General features: G+C 69.6%; 13 protein-coding genes. 3 read left to right on the forward strand and 10 right to left on the reverse strand.

Annotation, left to right across the window (positions count from 1 at the left end):
* Positions 1 to 4 precede the first annotated feature (4 nt).
* Entirely contained in the window at positions 5 to 1,138 is a 1,134-nt protein-coding gene (locus AC0IY1_RS18230) for a CorA family divalent cation transporter (protein WP_471771373.1), read from the reverse strand.
* Positions 1,139 to 1,307: 169 nt separating this feature from the next.
* Here AC0IY1_RS18230 and AC0IY1_RS18235 point away from each other — a divergent pair, with 169 nt between their 5' ends.
* Positions 1,308 to 2,558 carry a NupC/NupG family nucleoside CNT transporter gene (locus AC0IY1_RS18235; protein ID WP_471771375.1) on the forward strand — a complete coding sequence of 417 codons (1,251 nt, stop codon included), beginning with the start codon at positions 1,308 to 1,310 and terminating at the stop codon, positions 2,556 to 2,558.
* Between the two features lie 33 nt (positions 2,559 to 2,591).
* Here the strand turns inward: AC0IY1_RS18235 and minE are convergent, their stop codons facing one another.
* The 6 genes from minE to dctP form a co-directional block, all read right to left on the reverse strand.
* Entirely contained in the window at positions 2,592 to 2,891 is a 300-nt protein-coding gene (gene minE / locus AC0IY1_RS18240) for a cell division topological specificity factor MinE (protein ID WP_055945853.1), read from the reverse strand.
* The gene (gene minD / locus AC0IY1_RS18245) at positions 2,888 to 3,703 is read right to left on the reverse strand and encodes a septum site-determining protein MinD (RefSeq protein WP_055945856.1); all 816 of its coding nucleotides are present in this window, start codon (positions 3,701 to 3,703) and stop codon (positions 2,888 to 2,890) included. Before minD ends, minE begins: the two co-directional genes overlap by 4 nt.
* A 13-nt stretch (positions 3,704 to 3,716) precedes the next feature.
* On the reverse strand, positions 3,717 to 4,430 hold the full coding sequence (minC, locus tag AC0IY1_RS18250; protein WP_471771378.1) for a septum site-determining protein MinC: 714 nt from the start codon (positions 4,428 to 4,430) through the stop codon (positions 3,717 to 3,719).
* A gap of 236 nt (positions 4,431 to 4,666) precedes the next feature.
* Complete coding sequence (locus AC0IY1_RS18255) at positions 4,667 to 6,019, reverse strand: TRAP transporter large permease (protein WP_055945862.1); 1,353 nt, start codon at positions 6,017 to 6,019, stop codon at positions 4,667 to 4,669.
* The gene (locus AC0IY1_RS18260; RefSeq protein WP_055945865.1) at positions 6,016 to 6,732 is read right to left on the reverse strand and encodes a TRAP transporter small permease; all 717 of its coding nucleotides are present in this window, start codon (positions 6,730 to 6,732) and stop codon (positions 6,016 to 6,018) included. The genes AC0IY1_RS18255 and AC0IY1_RS18260 overlap by 4 nt, the downstream gene beginning before the upstream one ends.
* Positions 6,729 to 7,748 (reverse strand): TRAP transporter substrate-binding protein DctP, encoded by a 1,020-nt coding sequence (dctP, locus tag AC0IY1_RS18265; RefSeq protein WP_055945867.1) that lies wholly within the window; start codon positions 7,746 to 7,748, stop codon positions 6,729 to 6,731. Before dctP ends, AC0IY1_RS18260 begins: the two co-directional genes overlap by 4 nt.
* 180 nt (positions 7,749 to 7,928) lie before the next feature.
* Here dctP and AC0IY1_RS18270 point away from each other — a divergent pair, with 180 nt between their 5' ends.
* Together AC0IY1_RS18270 and AC0IY1_RS18275 are read left to right on the forward strand one after the other, a co-directional pair.
* Complete coding sequence (locus AC0IY1_RS18270) at positions 7,929 to 8,585, forward strand: GntR family transcriptional regulator (protein ID WP_055945870.1); 657 nt, start codon at positions 7,929 to 7,931, stop codon at positions 8,583 to 8,585.
* Between the two features lie 144 nt (positions 8,586 to 8,729).
* Entirely contained in the window at positions 8,730 to 10,406 is a 1,677-nt protein-coding gene (locus AC0IY1_RS18275) for a methyl-accepting chemotaxis protein (protein WP_471771381.1), read from the forward strand.
* Between the two features lie 157 nt (positions 10,407 to 10,563).
* Here AC0IY1_RS18275 and AC0IY1_RS18280 read toward each other — a convergent pair whose 3' ends face one another.
* From AC0IY1_RS18280 to AC0IY1_RS18290, 3 genes are all read right to left on the reverse strand, one after another.
* Positions 10,564 to 11,262, reverse strand: coding sequence for a GntR family transcriptional regulator (locus AC0IY1_RS18280; protein WP_055945875.1), 699 nt, complete (start codon positions 11,260 to 11,262; stop codon positions 10,564 to 10,566).
* A 211-nt stretch (positions 11,263 to 11,473) separates the two neighbouring features.
* Positions 11,474 to 12,952 (reverse strand): glucose-6-phosphate dehydrogenase, encoded by a 1,479-nt coding sequence (gene zwf / locus AC0IY1_RS18285; RefSeq protein WP_471771383.1) that lies wholly within the window; start codon positions 12,950 to 12,952, stop codon positions 11,474 to 11,476.
* 443 nt (positions 12,953 to 13,395) lie between these two features.
* A complete protein-coding gene (locus tag AC0IY1_RS18290; protein WP_471771386.1) occupies positions 13,396 to 13,689 on the reverse strand; it encodes a hypothetical protein in 294 nt (97 codons plus the stop codon).
* Positions 13,690 to 13,977 lie beyond the last annotated feature (288 nt).

A 13,977-nucleotide genomic window follows, 5' to 3' on the forward strand; every position in this document is an offset into this window, starting at 1 on the left:
ACGATCAGCCGCGCCGTTTGACGAGCCCGAGTCGGCGGATCACGCCGTAGACCGCCAGGGCGGCGACCGCGCAGATGAGCAGGGCGAGGAGCGAGCCGTCCTCGAACTCCCCCAGGAACAGCCCCTTGGTGTTCATGCCGAAGACGCCGGTCACCAGGGTCGGCGGCAGGAACAGCGCGGTGAGGATCGACAGGGTGAAGAGCTGGCGGTTGGTCTCGGCCGCCGTGCGCCCGGCGATCTCATCCTGCAGCAGGCGGCTGCGCTCGGACAGGACCAGCATGTCGCGGTGGAGCGAGTCGAGGCGCTGGACCACCCGGGCAGCCATGCGCTTCACCGCATCGGGCAGGGCGTCGTCCGCCTCCTCGGTCTCGGCTTCGAGGCGGTGGAAGACCGCGCTCAGGCCCGCCAGCTGGCGGTGCTGGCGCACGGTCTGCCGGCGGATCGGCGCCAGGGGCCGGGGATCGTCGGGCTGATCCTCGTCGAGCATGCGGTCCTCGATGGCGTCGAGGGCATCGGAGAAGCGCCGCGCGGAGGCGTCGAGGGAGGCGGCGACGCCCGCGACGAAGATCTCGAGGAGACCCGCCGGCGTCGTCACCCGGCGCCCGGCCAGCACCGCGTCGCGGGCGGCCTCGGCGGCGGCGGTGGCGTGCCGGCGCCCGCTCACGAGGCGCTGCGCACCGAGGACGCAGTGGAGGCGTCCGGCCGGCTCATCCGCGATCCGGCCGTCGAACTCGCGTGCCCGGTCGGCGATCACGAGGCCGAGATCGGTGCCCTCGATCACCACGCGCTGGTGACCGTCACGGGCGAAGGTGGCGACGGCGAGCGCCGGCGGTCCGAAGCGCCCGGCGGCGATCAGTCCGTCGAGGCGCGCATCGACGAGGTCGAGATGCAGCCACAGGAACCCCTCCGCGACGGGCTCCGGCAACTCGCCGCCCTCCCAGAGGCGCCCACGCCCCGCGGCGTCGAACACCATCGCGAAGAGCAGACACGGCAGGGCGGCGGTATCGGAGAGGAGACGCGGCATGCGGGCGGCCCTGTTGCCGGCAAACCGCCGACGGTCGCGGCGCTGGATCGCAAGTGTGGGCGACAGTGTCGTGACGGTCGTGGGCAACCGGGTCGGGACCGCGGCTCGGACCATGGCCCCATCCTGGTCTCCCCGTCGACGGGCGCGCGGAGAGGCACCGCGCGGAGAGGCACGCCGTCGCCCGCGATGCTTCCCCCCCGGCGCCGGTCGACAACGTGATATCGCCCGCGACAAACGCCGCGGCATCGGGCTTGCTCGGCGCAGGGCAGAACAGCGGGGCGGCATGGTCGAGAAGCTTCTTCACGCGGGCGCGAGCCTCGCCCTGCTGCTGGCCGTCGCCGTGCTGTTCTCCACCAACCGCCGGGCGATTTCGCCCCGGGTGGTGCTCTCGGCCCTGGCGCTGCAGCTGGCGCTGGGAGCCCTGGTGCTGTTCATTCCGGCGGGCCGGACGGGCCTCGCGGCGGCGGCGTCCTTCGTCCAGACCGTGCTGGACTACGGCGACCGGGGCACCGCCTTCCTGTTCGGCGGCCTCGTGGAGCCGCGGATGTTCGAACTGTTCGGCGGCAGCGGCTTCATCCTGGCCCTGCGCATCCTGCCGCAGATCCTCTACGTCTCGGCGCTGATCGCGGTGCTCTACCATTTCGGCGTGATGCAGGCCGCCGCGCGCGGCATCGGCGCGGTGCTGCAGCGGGTGATCGGCACCTCGCGGATCGAGACCTTCTCGGCGGTGATCACCATCGCCATCGGCCAGAGCGAGATCGCCATCGCGCTGCGCCCGTTCCTGGTGGCGCTGACCTCGGCCGAACTGTTCGCCGTGATGTCGAGCGGGGCCGCCTCCACGGCGGGCACGATCCTCGCCGGCTACGCGGCGCTGGGGGTGCCGATGGAGTACCTCCTGGCCGCCAGCGCCATGGCGGTGCCGGGCGGGCTCCTCTACGCCAAGATCCTGGTGCCGACGACGGAGCCGAGCCGGATCACCTCCACGCGGGTCACCTTCGCGGAGACGCGGGCGGTCAACGTCATCGAGGCGGCGGCCGACGGCACCCAGAAGGGGCTCGCCGTGGCGGTCTCGGTGGGGGCGATGCTGATCGCGTTCACGGGACTGATCGCCCTGCTGAACGGGTTCATGGGCTGGGCCGGTGGCCTCGCGGGCTATCCCGCCCTGAGCCTGGAGGGCATCCTCGGCACGGTGTTCGCGCCCCTGGCCTGGCTGATGGGCGTGCCCTGGGACCAGGCCGGCCTCGTCGGCGGGGCCTTGGGTCAGAAGATCGCCTTCAACGAGTTCCTGGCCTACGCGCAGCTCTCGCCGGTCCTGAAGGGCGGTACCCTCGATCCGCGGACGGCCGCGATCCTGTGCTTCGCCCTCTGCGGCTTCGCCAACCTGACCTCGGTGGCGATCCAGCTCGCGAGTCTCGCCAGCCTCGCGCCGGAGCGCAGGGCGGAGATCGCCCGGTTCGGCCTGCGCGCGATCCTGGCCGGCACCCTGTCCAACCTGACGAGCGCGACGCTCGCCGGGTTGTTCATCGGGGCCTGACGGCGATGCCGGCCAGGACGGGGGCGCGGAGGCTCATGCGGCGGCGAGCTTCGCCGCCTTGACCTTCGCGGGACCGGCCTTGGTGACGGCCGTGAGCGGCAGCTCGATGTCGATGTCGAGGGTCGACATGTCCTGTCCGCGGTCGAGGCGGATCTGCACCTTGTCGCTGTTCACCTCGACGTGCTTGGCGATGACCGCGAGGATCTCCTCGCGCAGCACCATCACGAGATCGGAGCCGCCGACCCCCGCCCGTTCATGGGCGAGGATGAGTTGCAGGCGGTCCCGGGCGACCGGCGCCGAACCGCGCCGGTTGAACATGTTGAGGAGGCTCATGCTGCCCTCCGGGTGAAGAGTTTGTCGAGGAAGGACTTCTTGTCGGTGGGGACCGACATCGGGACCGCATCGCCGTTGAGGCGGCGCACGGCGTCGGTGTAGGCGCGGGCCGGGGCGCAGAGCGGGTTGTTCAGGGTCACCGGGCAACCGACGTTCGAGGCGCGCAGGACTTCCATGCTCTCCGGGATGATGGCGAGCAGCGGGATCGAGAGGATCTCGAGCACGTCCTCGATCTTGAGCATGTCGCCGCGATCGGCCCGGGCAGGGTCGTAGCGGGTGAGGATCAGGTGCTTGTCCATCGTCTCGCCGCGCTCGGCCTTCAGCGTCTTGGAGTCGAGCAGGCCGATGATGCGGTCGGAGTCGCGCACCGAGGAAACCTCGGGGTTCGTCACCACCACGGCGACGTCGGCGTGGCGCATGGCCAGCGTGGCGCCGCGCTCGATGCCGGCCGGCGAGTCGCAGATCACCCAGTCGAACTTCTCACGCAGCTCGTCCATGACGCGGGCGACGCCCTCGTCGGTGAGCGCATCCTTGTCGCGGGTCTGCGAGGCGGGCAGCAGGTGGAGCTTGTCCAGGCGCTTGTCGCGGATGAGGGCCTGGTTGAGCTTGGCGTCGCCGTTGACCACGTTGATGAGGTCGTAGACGACGCGCCGCTCGGCGCCCATCACGAGATCGAGGTTGCGCAGGCCGACGTCGAAGTCGACCACCGCCACGCTCTTGCCGGCCTGCGCGAGCGCCGCGCCGAGGGCCGCCGTCGTCGTCGTCTTGCCGACGCCGCCCTTGCCTGATGTCACGACCAGAATTTTGGCCATATGAGCTGTCTCCTCAATCCAAGGATGCGAATTTGATGGCGCCGCCATCGAGCCAGATTTGCACGGCCTTGCCGCGCAGGTGGTTGCCCATCTCCTCGGCCGTGCGGACGAGGCGGTCGATACCGAGAAGCTCGGGCTCGAACTTGCGGCAGCAGATGCGGGCGCGGGGGTTGCGGGCGGCGCCGGCGATGGCCCGGCCGCGCAGCGCGCCGTAGACGTGGATGGAGCCGCCGGCGAGGATCTCCGCGCCGGAGGAGACCGACCCCATGACGGTGACGTCGCCGGTGGGGTGGACGATGGATTGCCCGGACCGGACCGAGCCCTCGATGGTGAGGGACGTCGTGGCCGGCTCGAGGGGTGCCGGCGGCACCTCGGGCTCCGGCTCCGGCTGGGCCGGGATCTCGATCATGTTCGAGGGCCGTCCCTGGACGAGGAGCGGCGGGCGCCCCGGTCCGAGGAGCGACACGTCCGTGCCCTCGATGCCGAGGATGCGGATCTGCCGGCTGCCGAGTTCGGCGAGCAGCGTGTCGAGGTCCGGCGCGGCGGGCGCCAGCGCCGCCACGTCGAGGATCAGGGCGCGCCCGTCGAACAGGGTCGGCGAGCGCTTGAGCGCTTCGTCCAGATCGGCGAACCAATCGGGAAGCGGGGTCTCCGGGGCCAGCACCAGGGACTTGAAGGCGCGGCCACGAAGCTGAACGGGTCTGCGGGGAGGGCTTGTGTCAGTCACGGGCTCTCGCGATTCCTTACCAGACCATTGATGCCCGGTATGGTTACCGCTTCGTTAACAACCCGTGTTCAAAGGATTAAAGGCGCGCATTTTCCTCGGATCCGATGATCCAGGGACGGGATACGCGAAAAGAGATCGGCCCCGGAGGGGGCGCACGACGGCCTGGGCCCGTCGCGCGCCCCCCCCCCGGGGCCGGATTCGTCAGGTAAGGGTCGTCGCCCGGGCGACGACCCGGTTCACCGCGTGGTGGGCAGCAGCCAGTTCGGCAGCCACATGGCGATGCCGGGCACGAGGCAGAGGATCAGGATCGCCACCGCCATCAGGATCACGAAGGGCAGCGTGCCCCAGATGATGTCCTTCAGCGGGATGTCGGGCGCGATGTTCTTGATGACGAAGATGTTGAGGCCCACCGGCGGGTGGATCAGGCCCATCTCCATGGTGATGGTCATCACGACGCCGAACCAGACGAGGTCGAACCCGGCGGCCTTGAGCGGCGGCAGGATGATCGGCGCCGTCATCAGGATGATCGAGACCGGCGGCAGGAAGAAGCCGAGCAGGATCACGAGGCCGAGGATCGTCACCAGCAGCACCCAGGGGGAGAGCTGCATCGCCACGATCGCGGCCGCCGCCGACTGCGAGATGTGCAGGTAGCTCATCACGTAGGCGTAGAGGAGCGACATGCCGATGATCAGCATCAGCATGGTCGATTCCCGCAGGGTCGCGGTGAGGATCGGACCCACGTCGCGCGGACGCCAGACGCCGTAGATGACGGCGATCAGGCCCAGGGCCAGGAGGCCGCCGAGGCCCGCCGTCTCGGACGGGGTGGCGTAGCCGCCGTAGAGGGCCACCATCACGCCGGTGAGCAGGATCACGAAGGGCAGCACCCGCGGCAGCGTCGAGAAGCGCTGGCGCATGCTGTAGGTATCCTCCGCGAGGATCGGCGAAGCCGTGCCGTTCCGCTCGTAGGCGACCTTCGCGGCCGCGTATTCCGCGCGGAACCGGTAGACCGACCAGGTCGCGAACAGGCCGACGAGGAGGAGGCCCGGTCCGATGCCGGCGAGGAACAGGCGTCCCAGCGACTGCTCGGCCGCCACCGCGTAGAGGATCATGGTGATCGAGGGCGGCAGCAGGATGCCGAGGGTGCCGCCCGCGGCGATGATGCCGGCGGCGAAGCCCGGCGAGTAGCCGCGCTTGCGCATCTCCGGGATGCCGGCCGAGCCGATGGCCGAGCAGGTGGCCGGGCTCGACCCCGCCATGGCGGCGAAGAGCGCGCAGGCGAACACGTTGGCGATGCCGAGGCCGCCGGGGATGCGATGCATCCAGGCATGCATGGCCGAGTAGAGGTCCTGCCCGGCCTTGGACCGCCCGATCGCCGCGCCCTTCAGGATGAAGAGCGGGATCGACAGCAGGGTGATCGACGCCATCTCCTCGTAGACGTTCTGCGCCACCGTATCGAGGGAGGCGCCCGGCATGAAGACGTACATGAAGGCCAGGGCGACGAAGCCCAGGGCGAAGGCGATGGGGATGCCGGCGAGCATCGCGCTCAGGGTGGCCCCCGCATAGAGGAAGCCGATGGCCGCGACGCTCATGGATGCCTCCCGGTGACCTTCGTGTCCGGCACGGTGTTGGCGAGGGGATCGCCGAGGGGCCGCGTGCCCGTCGGGGTACCGCCGGGGTGCCCCTGCGTGTCGCGGTTGAGATCGGCACCGAGGCCGATCTTGGGATTCGCCCAGCCGGCCTTCTCGGCGCCGTAGAGGATCTCCTCGGCGATCTGCAGGGCGAACTGGATGCCCAGCAGGGTCATGCCGATCGCCATCAGGATGTAGGGGATCCAGAGCGGCGGCCCCCAGCTCGACTGCGACACCTGTCCGTCGACCCAGGCCTCGTGGAGCAGGGTCCAGCTCTTCCAGGCGAAGAACGCCACGAAGATGAAGCTGATCACGTCCGCCACCAGGAGGCGGGCGCGGTTGACCCGCGGCGAGAGCAGGCCCGTCAGCGCCTCGATGGCCACGTGGCCGCGCTTGGCCTGCACGGCGGCGGCCGAGAAGAAGGTCGCGCCGACGATCAGGAACACCGCCATCTCGTCCTGCCAGTCGGTGGGCTCGTGCAGGACGTAGCGGATGACGACGCTGTAGCTGAGCACCAGGCAGGCGCAGACCAGGGCGATGCCACCGAGCAGCATGATGACGTGATTGACGCCCTTCAGGGCCCGGTCGATGGTGCCGAGGAGCCCCGGAACCCGGGGCTCTGCCGTGGTGTGCGTCTCGGCGGCGGCCGAAGCCGCGTCGAAGGCGTGGCTCACGACACCTGCTCCGCCAGCTTGAGGAGCTCGGCGCAGCCGGCCGACTTGCCCGCGAAGTCCTTCCAGGCGGTCTCCCGGGCGATGTCGCGCCACTGGCCCAGGGTCTTCTCGTCGAGATTCTGGACCTTCGCGCCGGCCTTGGTGAAGATCTCCTCGACCTTGGTGTCGTCCGCCTTGGCCCCGGCCTGCCCGAACGGCTCGAGCTCGGCGCCGATGGCCATGATCAGGTCCTGCTGGTCCTTGGGCAGGCGCTCGAAGGCGAGCTTGGACATCATCAGCGGCTCGAGCATGAACCAGTAGGAGCGCTCGCGGCCCGAGGTCAGGGCCTTGCCCAGTTCCTCCAGGCGGAACGAGATCAGGCTGGTGGAGGAGGTGATGACCGCGTCGCACGCGCCGGTCTGCATGGCGGCGTAGGATTCGCTGGAGGGGATCGACAGGGTGGCGGCGCCGGCCTGCTTCATCATCAGGTCCATCTCGCGGGACCCGCCCCGGACCTTGAGGCCCTTGGCATCCGACGGTGCGAAGAGGGGACGCTCGCGGCTGGCGACGCCGCCCGCCTGCCAGACCCAGGAGACGAGGATGATGCCCTTGGCGTCGAGGATCTCGGTGAGTTTGCGACCCACCGGCGCCTTCTTCCAGGCGATGGCCTGCTCGTAGGAGCTCACCAGCGCCGGCATCAGGCCGATGTTCAGCTCAGGCACCTCGCCGCCCGCGTAGGGCGAGGGATAGAGCGACAGGTCGAGGGCGCCCTTCCGCATGGCCGCGAACTGAGCGTTCGTCTTCATCAGCGACGAGCCCGGGTAGACCTGCACCTCGAGGGCCCCCTTCGAGCGCTCGGCCAGGGCCATCGCGAACTTGCGGCACATGCGATCGCGGAAGTCGCCCTCGTCGATGGTGCCGCCTGGGAACTGGTGCGAGAGCTTCAGGGTGGTGGCAGCCTGGGCCCGCGAGCCCAGGGACAGGATGGCGGGGGCGGCGAGGCCGCCGGCGACGAGGGCACGGCGTGTCAGCATCATGGCGTGTCTCTCCCTGGGCCGGTGCCCGGCCGCTTCGTTTTGCAGCGCAGCATTTATACTGCGCTGCATCTTCGTTATACATGAAACGACGCCTTGTATATTTTGTCAACGCGATTGAATAATGGTGGACGCCTGATTTTCGCGAGTCGGCGGGATTAAAACGGGCCGGGATCTCAGCGCATGAACCAATCGCGCCGCCTCAGGCAGACCATCGAGACCGAGATCGTGGACGGACGCGTCGCCATCGGCGCGCGCCTCGACGAGACGGAGCTCGCCGAGCGCTTCGGGGTCTCGCGCACGCCGATCCGCGAGGCACTTCTGCAACTCGCCATGACGGGCCTCGTGGAGATCAAGCCCCGGCGTGGGGCCATCGTCAGCGCCCCCGATCCGCAACTCCTGATCGCCATGTTCGAGACCATGGCGGAGATCGAGGCCTCCTGCGGGCGGCTGGCGGCGCGCCGGCTCATCCCCGACGACGAGGCCGCGCTCAAGGCGGCCCTGGCGGCCTGCGCCGCCTCGGCCGCGGCCGGCGACCCCGAGACCTATTACGCGGAGAACTACGTCTTCCACACGGTGGTGTACCGGGCCTGCCGGAACGGCTTCCTGGAGGAGCAGGCGCGCCAGTTGCACCGGCGGCTCGCGCCCTTCCGACGGCTCCAACTGCGCGCCCGCAACCGCCTCGGCCAGTCCCTGGCCGAGCACGAGGCCATCGTGGCCGCCATCGTGTCGGGCGACGAGACCGCGGCCTCCGACCGGCTGCGGGCCCACGTCATCGTCCAGGGCGACCGCTTCTCGGATCTGGTGGCCGGCCTGCGCTCGATCAACGCCGCGGCCTGACCAACCGCGAGGACGTCGCCCCGATCTCAGCCCGGGGCGACAACACAACCGACGGATGTCGCCCGGTGGAAAGCAAGTCAATCTTAAGGGAGGTCCGCTAATCGAGACCTGCTCATTCTCGCCAAGCGGTCACCGGCTTTTCCCATGCGCCTCTCTCTCAAGTCGACCCTGATCGGCCTATTCGGTCTACTGGCGGTCATCACCACCGGGCAGGGGCTCGTCTCCCTGGCGAAGATGGATGCCATCGGCGACCGCATCACGGTTCTATCCGACAACGCCCTCCCCTCCGTCGATGCCGCCCATGCCATGAATGCCCTGGTGATGCGGATCCGGCTCTGGCAGTTCCGCTACGTCATCGCCGACACCGCCGAGGAGCGCACCAACAGCGTCGCGCAGGCGGCGACCCTGGCGACGGAACTGGAGACCCGGCGCGCGGCCTACCGGACGCTGGTGAGTTCCCGCGCCGAGGGCATCCTCTACGACGAGGTCAGCGCCAAGCTCGCCCAGATGGGCCAGGACTGGACCCAGCTCCAGGCTATCGATCCGACCCGGCGCGACGAGATCCTGGCCCTGTTCCGGGGGCCGATGAACGCCAACTATCTCGCCACCAGCGCCAGCATGCGCAAGCTCGTGACGCTCAACGGCGAGGCCGGCGAGGCCGCCAAGGCGGCGGCGCGCGCGGAACAGGCGAGTGCCGTGCGGACCACCCAGGTCATGCTCGGGCTCTCCGTCCTGATGGCGCTGGCCGCCATGGCCTACACGATCCGCGGCATCACCCGGCCGCTGGGCGCGATGACGGCGGCCATGCGGCGCGTGGCGGACGGCGAGGCCGAGACCGAGATCCCGAGCGTCGGCCGCCAGGACGAGATCGGCGCCATGGCCGACACGCTCGAGACCTTCCGGGCCAATCTCCTGCGCAGCCGCGCCCTCGAGGACGAGACCCGCCTCGCCCGTGCCGGTGCCGAAGCGCAGCGCAAGGCCGCGATGCGCGAGATGGCCGACGGGTTCGAGGGCGCCGTCGGCGGCATCCTCGACCGGGTGACTGCGGCGGCGGGCCAGCTGCGCGGCACAGCCCAGAGCATGGCCAACACCGCCTCCGAGACGGCCCAGCAATCCAGCACGGTCGCGGCGGCGGCGGACCAGGCGGCCTCCAATGTCGGCATGGTGGCGGCCGCCGCCGAGGAACTCGGGGCCTCGGTCCAGGAGATCGGGCGCCAGGTCGACGGCTCCACGGAACTCGCCCAGCGGGCGGTGGACGAGGCCGCCCGGACCGCGTCGCAGGTCCAGGAACTCAGCGCCGCCGCCGCGCGGATCGGCGACGTCGTCGCCATGATCTCGACCATCGCGGGCCAGACCAACCTGCTGGCGCTGAATGCCACCATCGAGGCGGCCCGCGCCGGTGAAGCGGGCCGGGGCTTCGCCGTGGTGGCGGCCGAGGTCAAGGAACTGGCCAACCAGACCGCCCGGGCCACCGAGGAAATCAGCGGCCAGATCGGCCGCATCCAGGGTTCCACCGGCCAGGCCGTGACCGCGATCGAGGGCATCAGCGGTCGGATCCGCGAGATCAGCCACGTGGCCACCTCGATCGCGGCGGCGGTGGAGGAGCAGGGCGCGGCCACCCAGGAGATCGTGCGCAACGTCGGCGAGGCCGCCACCGGCACCGGCGAGGTCACGACCAACATCGCCGGGGTCGCCGGAGCGGCCGAGGCAACGGGGGCGGCCGCGTCGCAGGTCCTGGCCTCGGCCTCCGAGCTCTCGCACGAAGCCGAGCATCTCGCACAGGAACTGGCACGCTTCCTCGGCACCGTCCGGGCGGCCTGACCGGACCCTGCGCGGGCGGGACCCGGAAACCCTCGAGGGCAACCGGTCCACCTGTCAGGGAGCGCCCGTCCGCGGGCCGGCGCTCCGTGCGACCCGCCGGGGGGCAAAGGTCGTCCGCCCGCGGGGGGCGTCCCCGATGCGAGCGGCTCGAGCCGCGCTAGCCGACCGACCCGGCCGCCTCGCGCCGGGCGGCGCCGAAATTCTCGGCGATCACCGGGGTCCGGGCCCGGATGTGGGCGCGCATGAGCAGGGCCAGCGCATCGCCGTCGCGGGCGCGCAAGAGCGAGATCATCCGCTCGTGCTCGGCCACCGACTGCGCCCACTGCTCCGGCGTCTGATGTACGGCGTAGCGTGAGCGCTGGATGCGGCCCGAGAGGCTGTCGTAGATGCCCCCGAGGGTGGCGTTGCGGCTGGCCCGCATGATGCCCTCGTGGATTTCCCGGTTGAGGGCGAAGTAGACCCCCTCCTCGCCGGCCCGCCAGGCCGCCACCATGGCCTCGTGATCGCGCGAGATGCCGTCGATCTCCGCATCGGTGATGATGCGGCAGGCGAGATCGGCGGCGGTGGCCTCCAGGCCGGCGATGACCTCGATCATCTCCTCGATCTCGGATTGCGACAGGCTGGCGACGCGGGCGCCGCGATTGGGCAGCAGCTCGAGCAGCCCCTCGGTGGCGAGGATCTTGATCGCCTCGCGCAGGGGCGTGCGCGAGATGCCGAAGCGCTCGGTCAGTTCGCTTTCGTTGATCCGCGCCCGTGGCTCCAGCTCACCCGCGCGGATGAGGTCGCGCATTCGGTCGACGACTTCATCGTGAAGATAGCGCCGGTTGATGCCGAGGCCCGGTTCGATCTTGTTCATGGGTCCACGACGTCTGGAAGAGGAATGAAAAATACTCCCTCTGGTAATCCGTCGACTCAGAATTGTCGAGGGATTGCGGAACTATAGCCCGGTTCCGCGCAGAGGCCGCCCGCGAAATCCACGCGATGCCACCGGGATGGCGGAGTCGCGTGTCTTCGAGTCCCTGGGGGCCACCGAATACCACCCCACCCCGATCCGGCGGGGGCTTCTCTCAGCGCAGCTCTTCGTGCCAGGTCCGGCCGTCGCGCTCGATCAGCGCGATGCCGGCGGTGGGGCCCCAGCTTCCGGCAGCGTAGGGCCGCGGCGGCTCGGGCCGGTCGGCCCAGGCCTTCAGGAGGGAATCGGCCCAGGCCCAGGCGACCTCGACCTCGTCGCGGCGCATGAACAGCGTGGCGTTGCCGCGCACCACGTCCATGAGCAGGCGCTCGTAGGCATCGGGGTAGCGCTGCTTGAAGGTCTCCTCGAAGGAGATGTCGAGGTTGGTCGGCCGCAGCCGCATTCCGCCCGGACCCGGATCCTTGGTCATGACCTCGAGCTTGATCCCCTCCTCCGGCTGGAGCCGGATGACGAGGCGGTTGGGCTCGCGCCCGAAGGATTCCGCCGGGAAGATCGAGAACGGCGAGGCGCGGAACTGCACCACGATCTCGGAAAGCTTCCGGGGCAGCCGCTTGCCGGTGCGCAGGTAGAACGGCACGCCGGCCCAGCGCCAGGACTGCACCTCGAGCTTCAGGGCGACGAAGGTCTCGGTCCGGCTGTCGACGTCCCCGCCGAGGTCGGCGCGGTAGCCGTCCACCGGCTTGCCGTTGACGGCGCCCGCCGCGTACTGGCCGCGCACCGTCACGCTCTGCACGTCGTGCGGCGTGATGGGCTTCAGGGCCCGCAGGACCTTCAGCTTCTCGTCGCGCACCGAATTGGCGTCGAGGGAGAGCGGGCTCTCCATCGCCATCAGGCAGAGAAGCTGCAGCATATGGTTCTGAACCATGTCGCGCAGGGCGCCCGAGGTGTCGTAGTACCCTGCGCGGCCCTCGACGCCGACGGTCTCGCCCACCGTGATCTGGACGTGGTCGATGACATCGGCCGTCCAGAGCCGCTCGAAGATGGTGTTGGCAAAGCGCAGGGCGAGCAGGTTCTGCACCGTCTCCTTGCCAAGATAGTGGTCGATGCGGAAGATCTGCTCCTCGGGAAACACCGTGCCGACCGCGTCGTTGATGGCGCGGGCCGATTTCAGGTCCTTGCCGATGGGCTTCTCCAGCACGACGCGGGACTTCTCGCCGATCAGGCCGTGCTTGGCGAGATTCTGGCAGATCGAGCCGTAGAGGTCGGGTGAGGTGGCGAGGTAGTAGGGCCGCACCTGGTCGGGGCGCTCGGCGAGCTTGGCGACCAGATCCTCCCAGCCCTCGTCGCTGGCTCCGTCGACGGCGACGTAGTCGAGGTGGTCGAGGAAGGCGGCAAGCTTGTCCTCGGTGATGTCGCCGGCCGGAACGAAGCGCTTGATGGCGTCGCGGGCGCGCTCGCGGAACGCCTCGGCGCTCATCTCCGAACGCGAGGCGCCGATGATCCGGCTCGTCCCCGGAATCTGTCCGTCCACGAAGCGGTAAAACAGGGCCGGCAGCAGCTTGCGCGTCGTCAGGTCGCCGGTGGCGCCGAAGACGACGCAATCGAAGGAGGCGACGGGGATAATGGTGGCCAAAGGCGGCTCCCGGTTTCCTGAGGGTCGACGGTGCCGGCACCCGAGCCGACCGATTCATCACCGTCGGGATTATACCCCTGCAGGAACCTCGCCAAGGCGGGTCGGCCCCGCGGCGGGGGCGGCGGGATCGGTTCCCTGGACAATCGCCCCTTGAACTCTCGATCGTCGCAACCTTGCGCGCGACAGCATCATAGATCGCGTATGAGCCCGACCCTTGTGGGCAGAACGCCTCGCCCATGCTGGTCGGCCATATCAGGGATCAGCTTGGAGAAGGCCCTGTAGCCATCCTTGCGTGTCGGATAGCCGAAGCGCGACGTCAGGCAGGCGTCGGGCTCCGACCCTTCCGCGACTCGCTGAACAGCGCCTTTCTTCTTCTCCGGACTTTCCCGGATACAGGGTCTCGCAGACGCGATCGCGTCGAAGGATCCGTCCCTCATCATCGGTCAGGTCGACGGACGTAGACCGAACAGCTCCCGCCCGTAACTGTCCGCGACGCGCTTGATCATCTCAGCGTCGGTCTTCCCGACATGCCTGTCGACGATATGGCGGTTGAGGTCGGGATCCTTGGCAAGCTCCGCTCCGGAGATCCGGTCCCGTTCCCGGCCCGCGAGAGGCCTAATCAAGGAACCGTCGTCGGACCCGTCCGAGGTGCTGTCGCCGGACCATCGTTCGCCCTCACGGGTGCCGGCCGGGACGCGCGGCTGGAACGGGTTGAACACCTTGAGCGCCAGGCGCACGGACGAGCTTCGCCTCGACATCGCGAGCGGCCAACGGCCAACGAAGCGCATTCACGGTGGTCGCCGGCAGACTCTCACGCATGGCCATCCCCTGGCGCGAAAGCCATCCGAGGTCGTTCATTTTGCCTACAATAGAAATATATTCTTATCCGCTCGGCAGTCCGTCGGCCCACTCCGCGCAAGCGCCTCGGCCCCCCGGACGACAGTCTCGGCTGCGGATCCGCGGCGGCCGAACGGCGTGCTCCCGGGTCAGATCGATCGCCCGCGCCTTCGCGGATCCCGGATCGC

The sequence above is a fragment of the Methylobacterium sp. AC690 genome (genome assembly GCF_979256535.1).